This window comes from Bradyrhizobium sp. 33ap4 (genome assembly GCF_032654765.1).
In the GTDB taxonomy this organism is placed as follows: Bacteria; Pseudomonadota; Alphaproteobacteria; order Rhizobiales; family Xanthobacteraceae; genus Bradyrhizobium; species Bradyrhizobium australafricanum.
Genome location: NZ_JAUMTJ010000019.1, coordinates 21266 through 40417, shown reverse-complemented (window position 1 = coordinate 40417; position 19152 = coordinate 21266). Strand labels below are relative to the sequence as shown.

Annotated in this window: 12 protein-coding genes; 6 read left to right on the top strand and 6 right to left on the bottom strand. The window is 60.4% G+C overall.

Annotated features, from left to right (window positions below; all coding sequences use genetic code 11):
- A partial coding sequence (locus Q2M23_RS16430; RefSeq protein WP_316396141.1) for a DUF5801 repeats-in-toxin domain-containing protein occupies positions 1 to 2077 on the top strand: 2077 nt, incomplete at its 5' end.
- Between the two features lie 84 nt (positions 2078 to 2161).
- Here Q2M23_RS16430 and Q2M23_RS16425 read toward each other — a convergent pair.
- From Q2M23_RS16425 to Q2M23_RS16400, 6 genes are all read right to left on the bottom strand, one after another.
- Positions 2162 to 3175 (bottom strand): transglutaminase-like cysteine peptidase, encoded by a 1014-nt coding sequence (locus Q2M23_RS16425; protein WP_316396140.1) that lies wholly within the window; start codon positions 3173 to 3175, stop codon positions 2162 to 2164.
- A gap of 219 nt (positions 3176 to 3394) precedes the next feature.
- Positions 3395 to 4645, bottom strand: a complete 1251-nt coding sequence (locus tag Q2M23_RS16420) for an HlyD family type I secretion periplasmic adaptor subunit (protein ID WP_076826192.1) — start codon at positions 4643 to 4645, stop codon at positions 3395 to 3397.
- Between the two features lie 14 nt (positions 4646 to 4659).
- Positions 4660 to 6813 carry a type I secretion system permease/ATPase gene (locus Q2M23_RS16415; protein WP_316396176.1) on the bottom strand — a complete coding sequence of 718 codons (2154 nt, stop codon included), beginning with the start codon at positions 6811 to 6813 and terminating at the stop codon, positions 4660 to 4662.
- 267 nt (positions 6814 to 7080) lie between these two features.
- Positions 7081 to 8781: a TolC family outer membrane protein gene (locus Q2M23_RS16410; RefSeq protein ID WP_316396139.1), complete on the bottom strand. Its 1701-nt coding sequence runs from the start codon at positions 8779 to 8781 to the stop codon at positions 7081 to 7083.
- Positions 8782 to 9050: 269 nt separating this feature from the next.
- Positions 9051 to 9509: a hypothetical protein gene (locus tag Q2M23_RS16405; protein WP_253609344.1), complete on the bottom strand. Its 459-nt coding sequence runs from the start codon at positions 9507 to 9509 to the stop codon at positions 9051 to 9053.
- A 122-nt stretch (positions 9510 to 9631) separates the two neighbouring features.
- Positions 9632 to 10168, bottom strand: coding sequence for an NYN domain-containing protein (locus tag Q2M23_RS16400; RefSeq protein ID WP_316396138.1), 537 nt, complete (start codon positions 10166 to 10168; stop codon positions 9632 to 9634).
- A 1085-nt stretch (positions 10169 to 11253) separates the two neighbouring features.
- Between Q2M23_RS16400 and Q2M23_RS16395 the strand changes: the two genes are divergently transcribed.
- The 5 genes from Q2M23_RS16395 to Q2M23_RS16375 all read left to right on the top strand — a co-directional run.
- Positions 11254 to 11547: a hypothetical protein gene (locus Q2M23_RS16395; protein WP_316396137.1), complete on the top strand. Its 294-nt coding sequence runs from the start codon at positions 11254 to 11256 to the stop codon at positions 11545 to 11547.
- A gap of 528 nt (positions 11548 to 12075) precedes the next feature.
- Positions 12076 to 12315: a hypothetical protein gene (locus Q2M23_RS16390; protein ID WP_316396136.1), complete on the top strand. Its 240-nt coding sequence runs from the start codon at positions 12076 to 12078 to the stop codon at positions 12313 to 12315.
- A gap of 47 nt (positions 12316 to 12362) precedes the next feature.
- Positions 12363 to 12539, top strand: coding sequence for a hypothetical protein (locus tag Q2M23_RS16385; protein ID WP_316396135.1), 177 nt, complete (start codon positions 12363 to 12365; stop codon positions 12537 to 12539).
- Positions 12540 to 14029: 1490 nt separating this feature from the next.
- Positions 14030 to 16816 carry a hypothetical protein gene (locus tag Q2M23_RS16380; protein ID WP_316396134.1) on the top strand — a complete coding sequence of 929 codons (2787 nt, stop codon included), beginning with the start codon at positions 14030 to 14032 and terminating at the stop codon, positions 16814 to 16816.
- A 1392-nt stretch (positions 16817 to 18208) separates the two neighbouring features.
- On the top strand, positions 18209 to 19152 hold a 944-nt coding region (locus Q2M23_RS16375; protein ID WP_316396133.1), incomplete at its 3' end, for a VCBS domain-containing protein.

Below are 19152 nucleotides of genomic sequence, written 5' to 3'. Positions count from 1 at the left end.
GAACACGCTGCTGCTGAACCAGACGGTGACCGACGCCGACGGCGATCACGTCACCAAGGGCATCGACCTCGGCAGCGGAGTGTTTGCGATCCACGACGACGGTCCGACGGCGCCGACAGCGACGGTCAGCGCAGCTAAGATCGGCGTGGACGAGACGCCCGGCCTGCAGACCACCGGCGGCGCGAGCGACGTGCTCGGCTCCACTGCGATCACGTTCAACGGTGCCGCCAGCACTGTCGCCGCGCTGTTCAGCACGGTTGCGAACAAGGGCGTCGACACCGACGTGTCGGCAGCGTCACTTGACAACGGTGCGCTCAGCTTTGCCTCGACGGGCGCGAGCAGCATCCTGACGGTGGCCGGGGGCAGCTTCGGTTCTGACGGCGCGGGGTCTACGACCTATGCGTTGAGCGTCCTCAGCGCTGCGTCAGGCCTGACATTGACGGATGGCACAGGGATCGCGCTGTCGCTGGATGCCAGCGGCCGGATCATCGGTACTGTGGGCAACGATGCCGCCAACCCCAGCCTGACGGGCCAAACGGCGTTCGCGATCGCCATCGATCCGATCACCGGTCAGCTCTATGTGGCGGACTATCTCTCCCTCCACCACAACAGCACCGCCAGTCCGAACGATCTGCTGACGATGACGGCTGGCAAGATCGGCGCGACGGTCACGTTGACGGACGCCGATGGCGATCATGTGACGGCCACCGCCGACATCAGCACTCATATCAGCTTCCTCGACGACGGCCCGAGTTTCGGCACGATCGAGCATGGAATCATTGCCGATTACGCGGGAATGTCCGTGCTAGGTAACCTACCCGTGTTCTCCGGCGCCGATGGTTTTGGCGCATATGACTTCACCTTGACTGGAAATACGGCGCCGGCCGGCCTGACGTTCAATGGCCAGGCCGTGCACTATTCCATCGACGCATTTGGACAGAATTTGACGGCCTATATCGGTGCGGCCCCATCAGCAGCGAACAATATCTTCACGCTGACTCTGGATGACACAACCGGTCACTACCTATTCACATTGCTTCAGCCATTCACGGAGACAACGATCCAGGATGTCGGCAGTTCATCCGCCTTCGGCTCGGGACCCTCGCAAGAGCAGATGCTTTCCTCGAGCACCGATCAGCTGGCGGTTATTTCGGGCACGGCCTCCGGCGGTGCTCAAGGCAGCGTGAACGGATCGACCAACGGTTGGGGCGTCGGCAACAATAACTTCGATCCCAACGAAAAGCTGCTGTTTGACTTCACGGACGGCGCAAGCGCCAGCCCCGCCGGCAACGCGGGGTTCCATCCTCCAGCACACGAATCGGTAGCGAACTACACGTTCAGCGGTTACAAAGCCGGCGACGACATTCACTACGTCGTCTCCTATTGGGACGGAGTGCACGCCGCCTCCATCACATCGGTATCCGGTGATTTCGATCCTTCAACCCACACCACGGTCGCCACCGAATGGTCGACGCCCACAGCGCCGGCCGGCCTGCAGCTCTACACTGTCCAGTTCACGGACGTGACAGGTAGCGGCAAGGTCGACCTGGTTGGCGTCGGAGTTTCGTCGACAAAGAACGTCTCCGAGGATCTGAGCTTCAACGTGTCGACGATTGACGGTGACGGCGACACGGCGTCGAGCACCATCAATATCAACATCAATGGCACCACGACCCTGCTGGGCACGGCCGGCAATGATGTCATTGTCGCCGGACCAACCAACGAGACGCTCACTGGCAATGGTGGGGACGACAAGTTTGTTCTCAATCTCAGCGCCCACGATATCATCAGTGATTTCAACAGCGGTGATACACTCCTTCTCGACGTGGCCGGTCTGAGCCTGCCGACGGGCGTTTCAAACGCCCTTACGGCTGGTCAGTTCACGTCATCGGCAGTCACCGGCCAGACCGAAAACAACGCCAGCGCCTGGAACGAAAGTGCAAGCACGAACAAGCTCTTCTTCAACAATACGACCCAGGAGCTCTGGTACTCGGCAAATGGCACAGGCTCCGACAAGGTGGACCTCGCACATGTGAGCACCGGCTTGCCGGCGGCTACGAACGTTCATATTTTCTAGGCCAGGCCCGCAGCAAAATCGAAAATCCGCGGAGACCTCTCCGCGGATTTTTATTGATTGAATTGTCGCCTTTCTCGCGCGCAATCACATCAGCACGGGCAGGAAGCCCAAGAGCGGGCTTGCCGCGTCCAGCGCTTCCACGCCGGTCCATTCGGTCTCCGCCGCATTGGCGGCCGCCGGCGCCGCGTCGAGTTCATCGCCGAGCGGGAGCCGCTTGGCGTAAGGTGCCGCAAACAACTGCACGCCGCGGTCGTTGATCGCGAACATCGGCGTGAAGTTGCCGAACTCGCCGTCATCAATCAGTTCGGAGCTGCGGCTGTCCAGGATCAACCAATGGCCGTCCAGCCGCGCCGCCAGCACGGCATGATCCTGGCGGATGGCGCGATCGCGACCCAGCACCAGGCGCAGATCCTCGTGCGGGAAGCCGGCCTCGCTGAGCGCGATGTATTTTGCGATCGCATAGTCCTCGCAGTCGCCCTTGCCGGTCGCGAAGGTGGCGAGCGGCGCGGTCCAGCGGTCGGCCTCGCCGTGCTGGGCGAAGTCGCTAACATAGCGGATCGCCTGGTTGACGGCGCGGTTGGCCTCATCCAGCCGGTCGCGTGCGGCTTTGGACTTGACCGCGCCGATCAGGCGAAGGAATTGCGCGGCTTGCGACGGGCAGGCGGTCGCGTTCTCGCGGCATTGCTCGAGAACGCTCTGCTCCTTTGCGAGATCGGATTCGAGGCCGCGCCATTTGCGCCACAGGCCGTTTTCCGGTGCGCGGAAGGTGAACAGGCCAAACGGCTCGGCGCCGACAGGCGGAAGCGGCTTTGCCGCAGGCACCGCGTCGGTCGCAGTATTTGGCGGCGTGAGCGAGGCGGTGCGAATGGCGTTCGGACCACGGCCGCGCTGCCGGTCGAGCTTGGCCAGGACGTCGGCGATGGTGAAGAAGGTGGCAGGCGGGCGGTTCGACGCGGCCTCCGCTGCGGGCGCGAGCTCGCCGGCGGATTTTCCGAGAGAGAGCTCGTCCGCGGCAAATGCGGCAGGCGCTGCGCAAAGACCGATTGTCAGTGCAGCCGCGGCCATGACCGCCGACGAAGCAAACTTCAGCGACTTCATATGACGTCCCCAATGCCGGGGACCGTCAACGTCTGTGCGTCGATCTGCGTCCCCGCTGTTATCGGGACGCAGACTGGCGCTTTGGCCGCTTAAGCGGAGTTAAGTGGAGGGGGTGCCGCCTCGAATGTCGAAAAGGCGGTCAATCCGGGGTTTGCCGGTTCGTTCGAAATTGAACGAACCGAGGTCACGACCGGTTAACCACGGTCACCGTGGTCCCGATCAGCGTTCGCGCAGGGCCTCGTCACGCAGCAGGCGGGCAGGCTTCACGATGTAGTCCAGCACGGATTTCTCGCCGGTCAGGACCTCGACCGTGGTCACCATGCCCGGAATGATCGGCAGCGGATGCTGCTCGGTGCCGAGATGGTTCTTATCGGTACGCACCATGACCCGGTAGAAGGTCTCTTGGCGTTCGGTCTTTTCCGCCTTGTCGTCGACGATGGTGTCGGCGCTGATGCGTTCGACCTTGCCCTTCAGCGATCCGTAGACCGAGGAATCATAGGCGCTGATCTTCACCACCGCGTCCTGGTCGGGACGGATAAACGCGATGTCCTGGGGACGAATCCGGCCTTCCACCAGCAACGTGTCGTCCAGCGGCACGATGTCCATCAGGTTGGCGCCCGGCTGTACGACGGCACCGATGGTACTGATGTTCAGTTTGTTGACGATGCCGTGGACCGGCGCCTTCAGATCCGTGCGGCGCACCCGGTCCTGGGCGGACTTGATATTCTCGTCGAGCACGGCGAGGTCGGCGCGCGATTTGGCCAGGTCCTCGTCGGCCTGTGAACGGAACGACGCGGTGATGTTCGCGATCTTCGACTGCGCTTCGGCCAGCTGTCCCTTCATCTCGGTTGCCTGCCGATCAAGTCGCAGCATCTCGATCTCGGGCACGACCTTCTGCTCATACAGCCTGCGCGTCAGGGTCTGCTCGCGCTCCAGGAGTTTGAGGGAGCCGGTGAGGCGAGTGACCTGCTGGTTGAGGACGTCGATGTCCTGCGCGACCTTCTGACCCCGCATCTTGAACACGCTGGTCTCGGTCGCGACGGCGGCGGGAACCATCTTGTCGAGATCATCCGGGAAGGCGATCTCGGCTCGGCCGCGCGCCTCGGCGTCGAGGCGGGCCACCCGCGCCGCCATCGCCGCACGGCGCTCGCGGATTTCGCCGAACTCGGAAGCGAATTTCGTATCATCGATCCGCATCAGGGACTGGCCCTGCTGCACGATGTCGCCTTCCCGGATCAGGATGTCGCCGACGATCCCGCCTTCGAGCGATTGAACCACCTGCATCTGCCGCGACGGCACGACGCGGCCGCTGCCGCGCTTGACCTCGTCCAGCACGGCAAAATGAGCCCAGATCAAGAACGTCGCAAGGAGCGCGCACGACGTCCACAACAGCATGCGGGAGGTGCGCGGCGTGCGCAGCAGCGCCGCGGACCGGATATCATTTGCAAATGTGAAATCGGAAGACGCCATAATGTATTTGCTCGTTATGCGGATTTCGGCTGAATCGTATTCTCCGGCGACGGGGCCGCGGACGCCGGCCGGCCCTGGAGCAAAGCGAGCACCTTGTCGCGCGGGCCGTCGGCAACCAGGCGGCCATTGTCGAACAGCAGCAAGCGATCGACCATGTTCAGCAATGACAGGCGGTGGGTCGAAATGATGATGGTCATGCGATCATCATCGAGGCCCTTGAGCCGCTCAAGGAACTCCTGTTCGCTGCGAATATCGAAGTGCGCCGTCGGCTCGTCGAGAAAGAGCACGCGAGGCTTGCGGATCAGAACGCGCGCGAGTCCGATGGCCTGCTTCTGGCCGCCCGACAGGCTGCGGCCGCCTTCCGAGATGGGCATGTCATAGCCCATCGGGTGACCGGCGATGAAGCTTTCGACGCCCGAAAGCCGCGCGGCAAGCAGGACTTCCTCGTCGGTCGCTTCCGGTTTGCCAAGGGCGATGTTGTCGCGCAGCTTGCCGAAGAACAGGTCGGTATCCTGCATCGCAAAGCCGATGCCGGCGCGCAGGTCCGAGGGATCATATTGGCGCGAGTCGACGCCATCGACCAGGATGCGGCCTTCCTTCGGCTCGTAAAATCCGAGCAGCAACCTGCCGACCGTGGTCTTGCCAGAGCCCACCCTGCCGATGATGCCGACCCTTTCTCCGCCCTCGATCTTGAAGCTGACCTTTTCGAGCGCGTTAGCCGGCGCGTTGGGGTAAGCGAACGATACGTTCTCGAAGGCGACCTTGCCGTCTTCGATTCGTCTTGCGACGTAGGACCGGGTCGGCGAGCGTTCCCGCTCGATCGACATGATGCGATCGATCGCCTTGAGTGCCGTGATCGTCTGCGTACCCTTGGTGATCACCGCGGCGATCCCGGCGATCGGCGCCAGAACGCGGCCGGCGAGCATGTTTGCGGCGACCAGCGCGCCGACGCTCAGCTTGCCGTCGAGGATCAGGAAAATGCCGACGATGACGAGGAGCAGGCTCGTGATCTGCTGGGCCGTGCTCGCGCTCGTCAGCGACATCGACGACCAGAAGTGAACGTCCTCGCCGGATCGGGCGGTCGCGGCAACCGAGCGTTCCCACAAGGTCTGCATGCGGGCCTCGGCGCCGGTCGCGCGGACGGTTTCGAGGCCGGACAGGGATTCGACCAGCACGCCGTGCCGGGCGGCGGATTCGGCCTGCAGCCGCTTGATGGCCCGATCGAGCGGACGCTGCAGCAGGAAGCCGATCAGCATGACCAGCGGCAGCATGATCAGCGGGATCCAGGCCAGCGGTCCGGCGATGAGGAACAGCACCCCGACGAAGAGGATGGCGAACAGCAGGTCGGTTGCCGAAACCACGCTTCCGGAGGTGAAGAACTCGCGCACCGAGTCGAAGTCGCGGAGCTGATTGGCCAGGATGCCAACCGAAGTCGGCCGCTGCGCCATCTTCACCGACATCACGTGCTCGAAGATGTTTGCGGCCAGCACGACGTCGATGGTCTTGCCGGTCACGTCGATCATGCGGCTGCGGACCATGCGGAAGATGAAATCGAACACGATGCCGAGCCCCATGCCGATCGAGAGCGCGATCAGGGAGGGGATTGCCCCGTTGGGGATGACGCGGTCATAGACGCTCATCGTGAACAGCGGCGTCGCGAGCGCGAGGATGTTGGTCAGAAAAGCCGCGACCGCGATGTGCCCGTAGCTGCGCCAATGCGTCTTCACCACCGACCAGAACCAGTGGCTCTTGGGGATGTCGCCTGCGGCGGCGGCGCGCGCATCGGCCTGCGGCGCGCTTCTCACCAGGAACGCATAGCCGGTATAGTCCGTGGCGAGCGAGGCGATGTCGGCGACGCGCGGGCTGTTCGGCGTCGCCGGATCAACGACCTTGATCGACTTGTTCGCCGGGTCCACGCCCAGAAGGATCAGCGCAGAGCCGTTCTTCATAACGAGGACGGCCGGCAGGACCAGCGCGGGAATGTCTGAAATGTCGCGCTTGACGGCCTCGGTCTCCAGACCCGCGCGCCTGGCGGCGCGGTCGTAGAGCGAAACGGACAAGCGTCCGTCCGTGATCGGAAGTGCGCCGAGCAGAGCTTCGCGGCTCACCGCGCGGCCATGATGGGCGGCGAGATAAGTCAACGACGCGGTGAGGGGATCGTCGCCCAGCGCGCGTGGCCTGTTTGTCGCGGCAGGCTTTGAGGTTGAGTCATCCGGCGAGGGGCGGACGGCGTCGGCCGCCGCGCTGGGGGTGCGAAACAACAACTGAAACCTCGACAAGCAAAATGGAAATGCAGCAATCGCATTAGATTTCGGGCAGACTACAACAAACAGCGAACAAATTCAGCGAAACTTATCTTAACGATTAATAAGGAATCGAAAGGGCCCCGACTTGGGGCCCTTCCGGCAGTCCTGTCCTGAGCTTGTTGGCGGTCACTATCGAGCGGAACTCGGGAAGGCCGACAGCAGCCAGTGGGGCTTGGTCGACGCATAGGAGCTCGCGTTCGCCGTGACCGACGGATCCGCGTAAATCACGTTCGGGCCGTCCGCAGCCGTCTTTTGCTGCTGCATCCATTCCGTTGAACCGGGCACCGCTGCGGTCGTCGTCGCACCGGTGAAACGGTCCGCAAAGCCAACGTCCTTCGGCTGGGTTGCCGCATAGGTCTTGGCAGGACGGGCGACAGGCGCCGGAACGGCGACGTGCAGCGGCTCGGACCCGGTTTGCGGGAGGTTCACGCGAAGAGTCGGGAACGAGTAGCGGGGCAGGCCAATCGAAAGCATGTCCGTCGGCGCAGCATCGACCGGCGGCGGAGCCTTCAGGTACTCAATCAGGGTCCCCATCGCGGCCAGCAGCTGGTAGTCGGCGAAAACGACGACGCTGCGGGCGGAGGTGAGCGAGACCGATGCGTTGAAGAACTGGTTCTGCGCGTTCAGGAGATCGATCAGCGAACGCTGGCCGAGTTCATATTCCTTCTGGAACGCCGTGATGGTCTTCCTGGCTGCTTCCAGCTCACGGGTCAGAGCACCGATGCGGGTAGCCGTAATTGTACGGGCATTCCACGCCTTGTCGATCGACTCATACGCGTCGCGCTGCAGGCGGGCGTGGCGCATGGTGGCTTCGGTATAGCGCTCGGCCTTCTCTGACCTGTTCCAGGCATCTTGGCCGCCGCGGAAGATGTCCCACGACATGACGACCTTGCCGCTGTAGTCCTCATGCGTGATGGAGGGAGTCCCGGGGGTCGCCACGTAGGGGTAGGAGTTGTCGTAATGGGTTGCCCGTCCCTCGAGATAGAATTTCGGGCCGAACGTGCCGTCGGTGGCCTTGAACGCATGCTTGGCGGCGTCGGCGTCGGACTGGGCCGCCGCGATCGTCGAATTGAATCGGAGGGTGGTCGCCAGCGCTTCGTCGCGGCTGTGCGGCAATCCTGCGAGAGGGGCGGGGAAGCGAACATTGATCGGCTCAAGGCCAACAACCTTGCGGTACTTTGCCCGGGCGTCATCGAGGCTGCGCTGGAATTCGGCGAGTGCCGCACGGGCAGCTTCGACGCGCTCCCGCGCTTGCTCCAGGTCGCCTTCGCCGGCCCGGCCACCCGAGAAGCGGGAGTTCACGTTTGCAAAGATCTTCTCGTGGTTGGCGACGTTCTGCTGGGCGAGGCTGACCAACCGGATGTAGCGGACGACGTCCATGTAGCCTTCGGCGGCGTCGAGGGCCAGCAGCTCGGTTCTCTCCTTGACGCGGGAGGCGGCGGCATTGACCCGCGCGGTCTGGCGCCAGACGTCATAGATCGACGAAAAACCGTCCCACAGCAGCTGGCGCACCACGACCGATTCCTGGCTGCCATTGCGCCATGGTCCTGAGCCCACGGTCGGTGCCGCCTGAATGTTCGGGGTGATGAAGCCTGGCGATTGATCGAATTTTTCCGGGCCGTAGCTGGCGTCAATGCGCACCTGCGGCAGCAATGTGCTTTGGGTTTGCCGCAGCTCGCTTTCCGTCGCCCGCCGGTTCGCGGAAGCCTCGCCAACACCCGGATTGGTCTGCATGGCCTGGCGTAGTGCATCATTAATAGAAAAAACCTCGGCACATGCTGGCGTTGCCGCCAGACATAGGCACGCTATGACCGTGTATGCCGACTTCATAATCTCAGCCCCTACTCACAAAAATATTATGTAGAATCCTCCAAAGGGTAACAAAGGACAGTTCCGCGACCTATGACATTTCAGCCACACAGGCGCCCTAAGTGGGGGCCGAACCATCCGAGGTCTGGTGCGCGCAAATCTAAACATTTTTATTAAAATTCAGTGATTTATATGATGTTCTGTGATCGCGCGAACTGGTGCCGAGCCGCAACACGGGGACCGGAACATGAAAGATCAGTTAAGCCCATCTTAAGGTTGGCGGCAGCCGGCTACTGCTGGCGACAGGTCGCCAGGTAGGTTGCAACGAAGGGCGCGGCCTTGGTGTCCGCGGAGGGGCCTCCCAGGCGGCTCGTTAGTTTGTAGAGCGACTTGTCGCCAAAATAGAACCGGAAGATCTCGGCCGTGGTGTCGTCCGTGCGGGTCGCGAAGATCGACGCGGCGGTACGGCGGGCGGCCGCAAAGACGTAGGTCGTGAGCTTGGCTCCTCCCTTGCCTTCTGCCGCGACAGATGTCCCCCAGGTGACCGTGAAGGTGTCGCCATCGATCACGACTGCGGGCCGGACCGTATCGAGATCGTCATCGATCCACTGGGCGTCACCGCCTTTGCCTGACGGGCCGAGCTCGACCCGTTTGCCTCGCGGCGTGTCGCAGGTGAACCGGGAAGGTTCGGCGATCGCAGCGCTCGTCGCCGCCAAGAACAGCAACAGACAGCCGACCGACCTCCACATGGGTGTTACCCTCTGTTTCGTTGTTTGGAGGATAGTGATGTCAGCGCCCGACTCGCGCAACTCGGTGATTTACGGATAAGCAGAGCTGCGTTGCTTCCTCGCCGGAAGAGGCGCCCGCGATTTCACTCGGGCGCGATCGGGTGCGCTGGACGTTCGATCGATGCCCTGAGGCTTTCGAGTTCGAGGAAGACGTCAGCTTGCCTGCGAAGCTCATCGGCGATCATGGGAGGCTTTGTTCGGATGCTGGAAACGACCGTCACGCGGACACCAGCCCGCCTGACGGCTTCGACAACGGCGCGCAAATCACCGTCGCCAGAGAACAGGTACGCGTGGTCGATGCGGTGCGCGATTTCCAATGCGTCGACCGCGAGCTCGATGCCGATGCTGCGCTTCATTCGCCGCCGCCCTTCGCCGTCATCGTGCGTTTTGGCCAACTTTCTCCTGACCGCATATCCGTTGTAATCGAGCCAATCCACCAGTGGCCGAAGGCTGCTGAACTCGTCGTCGTCTCTCACGACCGTGTAGAAATAGGCGCGGACGATCTGTCCATGCTTGCCGAACTCCGAGAGCAGTCGCCGGAAATCGATTTCAAAACCGAGGTTCTTGACCGTGGTGTGAAGATTCGCGCCATCGATGAAAAGTGCAATGCGATCGGTCATCTCAAGTCCCCATGACGCCCGGATCAGTGCTGTACGCTTTGGTTTTGAAAATTCCTCGAGCGCATCGTGGGTGAGCGCCAAAACTGAAATAACTGATCCTAGAGCAAGGACTCGGCTTGGAAAAAGTGAAAATTTTCGCCAACCCGGATGCCATACGAATCGTGCGCCTGTTGATAACATAACGGTCGAAAACGCGCGGCTGGCCGCCCACGCAAACAAAACGATTGTCGTTGAACAACGATGCGGCCGTTCGCGCCGACGAAGCACGGAGCCGCATTCACCAGCGCAGAAAAATTGGCCGCCATGGCGATTCGATGGCATCGGCGGTTCGAGCGCGTGCGCAACGCCGATTCTGATCTCTGCAGCGTCAGAAACGAACGCCCGCCGTGGAAGCCGAGCAAAGGTGCAGCGCGGCCGTGCCGCCGCGCCATACTCACAACGCGATTGTTGCGTCACCGACAAAACTACATCTAAAATCAGTCTAGTGTAGTGGCATCATTTCGTGCCGGCGCGATATTTCGAGATACCACTTTTTTGCAGATGCAGGTTTTGGTCGATACCAATTTCGCCGCAGGAAGGACGGCCTTACGTCCCCACATTACGCAGATGGTTATTCTAGCGGGCGGGTGTGGATGCGCGGCGGCGTGTCTGTCGCGCCGCCTCGACCAGTCTCTCGCATGCATCGCTAACGAGCCGTCGCGATCGACCCATTGCTCGATGTTCGGATCAGCAGGAGGCAGGGTGGGAAGCTCGCGATGGGGCTTGCCGTGATCGATATCGCAATCGGGCGTCCGATCGAGGCGGGCGCCAGGGAGTGTTGGGCAAGGCGCGCGAGATGCCTGGTCGTTCTCTCGTTCTGCATCATGCTGTCCTGTTGCGGGGCCGCTCGCCAGGCCATCGAGAAGGAGGCGGGACCGGCACCGGATCCAATAACGGAGACGGCAACAGCGGCCACAGAGCCGACACCAGCGGCGACAACGACACCGACGCCGGCGGCGGAACCGGTCAACCTGAACGGCGCACTCGCGGAATGCCGGAACGCGTTTCCGGATCAGATCGCGCAGGCGGTCGGGCGGGCGTCATGCATGATCAAGGCGACCGAGCTCGTCCGACCGCTATTGCCGTTTCCCGATCTGCTCGATCGGGAGAATGTCCTGCGCAAAGCGCTGGCCCAGCAGGTTCAAGCAAGAACAATGTCCCTGCTCGAGCGCAACATCCAGATCCAGAAGCTGCATTCGCAGCTCCTCGAAGAGGAGCGCAGCAGGCTATCGGCTGCGCCGGCGGACGGGCGCAAGCCGCAGCCGGCGGTCACGCAATGGCGGCAATCCAATGGGGACAGTTGCGGCCGGCTCGGAGGCGACTCCGGGACGTGTTATTGAGTGGAAGGTCATATGTCCGCCTCTTCCCGAGAGGTGGCTCGCCTACACTGCGGCAATTGGGCCGTCCGAGCCGATCCTCATCATGGGAGGACGAGCCGTGGCAGTTCGTTGAGAAGCTTTGTCGGAATCGACGTCGCGAATCTGAAAAATGCCATCGCGATCGCCGAAACAAGCCGGGGAGGAGAGGTTCGCTTTTTCCGTGAGGTCGATGCGTCGGCAACCGGCATGCGTCGAGCCTTTAAACGGACCGCCAGCCGGCTTATTGGTGTGCACCTCTGTGCGAGGCTGGTTCGACTAGCTGCGGGCTCTATCGCCTAATCCTGTGGCTCGGCCACGAACACGACGTGGGTGCCTCAGATAGCTTCGCACGTGGTGGGTGGGCTGTTAGAGCGCGTGCTGCGCGAAGCGCCCACAGGCCGACGCACTTTGATCTGCATCAAAGTCTAGGCTGGCGATCACGGACTAAGCAAGCGATGGAGGACGGGCCTCCGCCTCCATCCCTGAGGCTTCAACAGAGGGAAGAACATTATGCGCAAATTATTCGGAGCAGTATGTTTCTCACTGTTACTTTCTGCAGTTCCTGCAAATGCATTCGATCAAAGTCAGAAGGACGAACTCGGGAAGATTAGCACCGCCTATGAGCAGTATTTCAACAAGCAGGATGCTGCAGGCATTACTTCACTTTTTGCGAAAAATTACCTGCGCGTTACGCCAGGGGGATTGTTGACAACACGAAATATTATGAAGGAGCGTTCAAGGCCGGGATGAATCACTTGGAAATAAGAACAACCGACGTTCAGCTCTTGTCGGAGAACATGGCTATGCGAACCGGCGAGGCCTGCGTAACCGGCAAGAGTGAGAAAGGTGATCCTCTGGAATTGAACGCCTTCTGGACCAGTCTCGATGTTCGTGAGAATGGCCAGTGGAAAATTCGTATGCTGACGTCGATGCCCAAGGCACCGCCGCAGCCGCAAGAGGAAGCAGCCAAATAACCTGAGGCGTCGGCGAACTTCGGGGCGGCAACTGCCGCCCCACATTCCGTGCTACAACTCCGGGGATCCTCGTGGCCCGTGGCTTGGGTCTCGGCGGGCTTGATCCCGGGCTGCGCCGCCCTGCCGATGCGTGCGACGGCACGTCGGAGACCAGAATGTGCCGGGTCGTTGAACGGATCGCCAGCCGATTTGTCGGTGTGCAGCTCTGTTACGAAGCCTGTCCGACCGGCTACGGCCTTTATCGTCTGATCCTATTGCTCAGCCTTGAATACGCAACCCTGATGCGAGGAATACGGCGATCTGGTGAAGACTAACCGCCGAGGCCCCATCAACTTGATCATGCGCGAGCCCAGAACACGTCCGGCGGATCGAGAGCGAGCTTGGCGCGCCTTCGGCCTTTACCTGGGCGCAAACCAAATGCTCGGCAACACCAAGGCGCACCTCGCGTCTTACGTCGCTGGCAAATGGAAGAGCCAGCGCAGGATCGGGCCTGGCGCGCAGGTGTCGACGTGTGGGGCGTCATCAGGCCTAATTAGCGTACCGCGTCCCTGCGAGGCTGCGTCGGCATGCCCGGCGCCCCAGGTTTTTCTCGTCAAAGCCTGCGGATTGCATCGCGTGCCGGTCTCTCAAGGACACCTTCAGATTCGCCCCATGATCCACGGTTCGTTCCAAGCGATAGCACTGCAATGGTCAATAAGTCGGATCGTAGCCATGTCGTTCTGTGAGCCAAGGAGTTGAGTGTTATAGTTGTCTTCCTAAGACCGCTTGGCCTCCGACTTTGCGTCTGCTCAGGTGGCGTGCGTGGTTCTAAAATTCCACGGGCGTATCCAGGGTGAGCACCCTAGCCGAAATGATTAATCCTGGAGCAAGGACTTGGCAGGGAAGAAGCGGAAGTTCTTGCGATCGCGGGTAGCGTACGAATCGTGCGCTTTCTGATAAGACGGCGGTCGCGGGCCGGCTTGCAAGCGGCCATGCCATTATTTTGATATTCTGCGCGTTCGTGCCGCGGAAGGTCTGCCAGGCGCTCCCGCGATCAGGGAATTTGGGAGCCGTCTCGAGAGGAGCTGCGATACCTGCTCGTTCGGCGCAGAAGCTTGGTCTGCGCGGAGAGGTCCACAATTACCTGCATCGTTGGCCGGAGGGCTTGCGTCCGAAGCGAGCGCCGAGCAACGGTTCGACCGGATTTGAAATTTCAATGGTCATCCAGCAGGAATCATTTGCATTTTTGAGGTCGGCGCGCTGGCGAAAGCTCGGAAAAGCGGAGATCGGATGCGCGGGGGAGATCGATCTCTTCCCGGATAGGTTGATATTGCGTTAATTTGAAAAAGCGGATTACATGCCGGTTTGAATTTGTCGTCCCCGCAGCGCGTTAGCGGTGCGGTTTTTTTGCTGCGTGCGCTTGGCAACCGCGTGCAATGCGCGGTCAGGTGATCCGGATACAGCGCCGGATCATTGCCGCGAATGCTCATATTTTAGGGGGTTAATGCTTCATGGCTACCATCGACGTTACAGCTCAGAGCTCAACAGCCACCACCGATACCGGAGCAGTTTTCACGAACGTAACGTCGGTTGCTTCGACCGGCACAGGCGTATTCGACAGCTTTCTGGTTATCCAGAACAACGGCACCGAGCAGGGCTACAATACGGATGGCTCGCCTCTGCCGCTTGACGACAAACAAGCATCGCATACCAACGCAATCCTGCTTTCGTCGATTCCGGTGGTCACCGGAGATGGTCAGAACGGCACCGTTGCAGGAACTCAGTACCTCGAGTTCAGACTCGACATCAATCAAAACGGGTCGGCCAACCAACCCCAATTGATCTCGTTGGATCAATTGAAGATCTATCAGGAAAGCAGCGGTAATCTCCTGACCGACTTCGCCGGCGAAACGCCGAAATTCGACCTTGGCGACAATACGGTTTTGCTTAACGCGCAGTGGGATGCGGGCAGCGGCAAGGGTGATTATGTGATCCTTGTCCCACTTTCCAATTTCGATACGTCCGGAGCCGACCCTTACGTTTATCTCTATTCGCAGTTTGGCGCTGTTGGCGGTGACTATGCTGCAAATAGCGGTTTTGAAGAATGGGGTGTCATCGGAAGTGGAGGGAGCGGGCTCGGCGCGCTGAGCGTCGTCAAACAGGTTCACGATATCGATGGCAATACTCAAAATTTGGTGGTCGACCATGCCGGCCAGCAGATTGATTACAGCATTGAGGTTGGGAATACCGGAACGGGCGTGCTTACCCTGACGTCAGTTACCGACCAAATCGAAAGCTTAGGCGCCACGGCTGCTGTTGCCGTGACAACGACTTTCAATAATGCGACGTACAATCTGGGTGATACGAACCATAATAACCTGCTCGATCCCGGCGAACACTGGCAGTACACAGCGACGTACACCGTTCAGCAGGCTGATATAGACCATGATGGCTACGGCACCGGCGCAGGTGGCGCGCCAGGTGATGGCTTCATCGACAATCTGGCTACAGCATCAGCAACGGGCGTTCCCGATGCTACAGATACAGCGTCTGTCGCAATCGACTACAAGCCGTCGATGTCGGTCGATAAGACGGTGGTATCGGTCGACGACGTCAACGGCGACGGGCTGATCGACGCGGGCGACGTCATTCACTACAACATCCATGTCGCGAACACGGGTAATGTGACGCTGACGGGCGTGACGGTGACTGACCCGCTGACGGGCGATCCGGCGGGCGGTTTGTCGACGCTTAACGTCGGTAGCAGCGAGGATCTGGTGGCGACCTACACGCTGACGCAGGCCGACATCGATAACCACGGCTCCAATCTGGTTGATCTCATCCAGGACGACAAGATCACCAATACGGCGACCGCGGACAGCGACCAGACCTCCCCGGTCAGCGACTCGGTTGATCAGCCGATCGACTACAAGCCGTCGATGTCGATCGTGAAGACAGTGGTGTCGGTAGATGACGTCAATGGTGACGGGCTGACCGACGCGGGCGACATCATTCACTACAATATCCATGTCGCGAACACGGGTGACGTGACGTTGACCGGCGTGACGGTGACCGACCCGCTGACGGGCGATCCGACGGGTGGCCTATCGACCCTGGCGGTTGGGAGCAGCGAGGATCTGGCGGCGACCTACACGCTGACGCAGTCTGACGTCGACAATCACGGCTCGAACCTGGTTGATCTTACCCAGGACGACAAGATCACCAATACGGCGACCGCGGATAGCGACCAGACCACCCCGGTCAGCGACTCGGTGGATCAACCGATCGACTACAAGCCGTCGGTCGATCTGACCAAGACGGTCCTTTCCGTCACGGGAGGGCATGCTGATCATGTTGGCGATGTCATCACCTATCAGATCACCGTGGAGAACACCGGCGACGTGACGCTAACCGGGGTCAAAGTAACGGATGCGCTAGAAGGCTATTCCCTTGCCACGTTGGACAATTCGACCGTGACCGGAGACAACGGAAACCACGTCCTCGATGTGGGTGAAACCTGGACCTACACAACGACCCACACATTGACCCAAGCGGACTTGGACAACAACTGGCTCAATGGTGGCGATGGCGTATTCGATAATACCGCCACGGTCACTGACAATCAAAACGTAACGGACTACGACACGGCTCACGTCCTACTGGGACCGGGCGTGCGGACGCCCGGCTTCTGGGCACAAAAGACCTGGCAAACATTCTGGGACGGTAACGCAAATAATCAACCTAAGCAGGCCGGAACAGATGGCTTTGCGAGCGGCGAAATCACCTATGCCGTAGATTCAAATCACGACACACATGTTACCTCTGCTGACAAAGCGGGTCTCTTGATCGGTGATTACAATCTCAACGGAGTCCAGGACATCGGCGAAAACGTGCTGTTCATCTCGACGGCCGATGCACTTACGCTGCTGAATGCGTCCGACAAGCAGGTCCAGGATGGCCGCTATATGTTGGGCAGGGACGTCGTAGCCACTTGGCTCAATTATCTTGAAGGTAATGCAATCGGAAATGGTTCGGCCGGCACTGCAAGGCACGACATTGATGATGCAATCAAGTGGCTCGAATACACGCAAGCCAAACCGGGTGCCATCGAAAACAGTGCGGATTTCCATACCTTGTCGGTGGCGGACGACCTTACGTCGAGCTCGGCCGTCAAGACGTCATCTGCGATATGGAGCGGCCCGGTGGTAAATGTGCCGCTGCTCGGCCAAGCCATCGATCTCTCGGCAAGCCATCTCCACACCGATCTAGATCACTACAACAACTTAGGCTTCGTCTGACCGCACGACAGAGGAGGGGCTCGGACGAGAGTATTCTCGTTCGGGATCCTCTGCTTGCCCACGGGATACCGGCATTGCCGTCAGCCGTACTCATGAGACGCCCGGTGACCCGGTCAATCGCGCAGCAGGATCTGAGGGACAATGTCCGGCGCGCGCGTCGTTTCGCTCTGTATCGTGCTGGCCTGTTGCGGGGTCGCTCGCCATGCCATCGAGCAGGCGGCCGAGCCTGAGCCGCCAGCGGTCAACCTGAAGGCGCGCTCACGGAATGCCGCAGCGCCTTCCCCGACCAGATCGCACAGGCGGTGCAGCGCGCGTCCTGCGTAATCAAGGCGGCCGAACCCGTTCGGTCGCTGGCGTTTCCGAGAGTACAACGCGCAAAGCGTTGGCAGAGCAGGTGCAAGCACGAGCCATTTCCCTGCTCGAGCGCAACATCCAGATCCAGAAGCTTCATTCGCAGCTGCTCGAAGAGGAGCGCAGCAGGCTATCGGCCGCGCCGGCGCGCGGACTGTTCAGTGACGAAACAAGGCATGGTCGGGATGGCGTCGGAGCCCGCGGCGCCCAAACCGGCGCTACGCGTGGATACGACGTTTGAGGCGACCCCGTAAATCAACGGGGCATTGTTGACGATAGGAGGGAACCACATGGCGGCACGGCGTTAATCGTTAAAGTAGAGCAAATCGCACGGCTCTAGACGGCTGCGCAAATTTGCGGCAAATTGCATTCAATTAGGTTTAGAGGTTTGGCCGCCCGCAGTCTTGCGGACCAGGCGCCGAAGCCTCTCGAAGCTGAATATTGAAAGACAAGAAAAATTGCGAGCATGCGGAGTGCAGGGCCGCACGCGAAACGGGCAGGGTAATGGCGGTCGGAGTCTTTTCACGGTAGGCGTCTAATGGCACAAGGGCGGCCTTTTGGCGGCGCGCCCCACGAATATTGCTGATGGGCATCGTGTGCGTGTTGTTGTGAATTGATTTTCGGGTGCGATCACGCCTGCTCTGCGTCGGCAGAGTTCAAGGAGTGTGTATTGAGTCGCATTGTTTCATCCCGAAGGTCCGACCAATGATCAACTGGTGCGAAGTCGAATCGCGTTCCCAAGGAACTTTAAATTCTGCGTCTACATCTCCTTCATGGTCAGCCGATTTTTCGATCGAGACCTCGCTCACCCCGGCCAATGATCCGCTGGCTTCGAGCCCGTCGGTAGCAACTGGTGCGCCGATGGAAGCCGAACACGATCCGTCCGACATGCGCTCCTTGTCGCCGAGGCGCTATTTCGCTGTCACCTATCAATCCCATCACTAAATTCGAGGCCGTTCATCGCTCTCATTGAATCGCTGAACCATTACTTACACGCGAATTGTACGAACAGAATATTGAACGCATAAAGGCATTGCAGCTATGGCCACCACTCAGAACACCTCAGGCGGTACGACAACGTCGTTCAGCAATACGCCCCAGGCGGTTGACGATAGTTACAATTATTCAGCGAGCGTGTCGGGAATACTCATCTTGAATGTGATGGCCAACGATCTTGGTGGCGCCGCCAAGTCGCTGTGGTCCGTCGACAACGATCTTAGCGTCAGCGTTACATCGTCGAACGGTAAATACGCTCCAGCCGATCTCCTGACGAAAGACACAGTCTATTCAACCACTCTTGCGGGCGACGCAGGGACCTCCGATACGAGCCTGCTCGGTGCTAAAATCTGGATCAATTCGGACGGGACAATTGGATACGACGCATCGAGCATCTCAGCGCAACTTCAGGCGAAAGCGGCAGGCGAGACTCTTGTTGACAAGTTCACCTACGCCATTCGGCTGGGCAATGGAACGCTGAGCTGGGCGACGACTACGTTGACATTTACGGGGGTGAACGACGGTCCGGTGCTCTCCGCCGACGCCTCCGGGCCGCACAATATCACCGAGCTCGCCGGCCACACCGGCGATACGATCGATCACGACACGACGACAGGGACGCTAGCGTTCACCGACGCTGATCTTAGCGACACGCACGTGGTGAGCAAAAGTGATCCCAACTTTGCGTGGTCAGGCGGCCCGCTCACCGCGGCTCAGGTATCGGCGTTAACCACGGCAAGTTCGCTGACAGTGACTGAGACCGACAGCACGGGATCGGGCGCGGGTTCGGTCAGCTTCAGCTACAGCGCAATCGACCAGACCTTCGATTTCCTGGCTCAGGGCGAGACCCTGACGGTCACCTACAATCTGACGGTCACGGACAACCACGGCGCAAGCTCGACCAAACCCATCACGATCACGATCACCGGCACCAACGACGCGCCGGTGGTTGCGGCGGCGCTGACCTCGACGGCGGCGGAAGGTGCTGC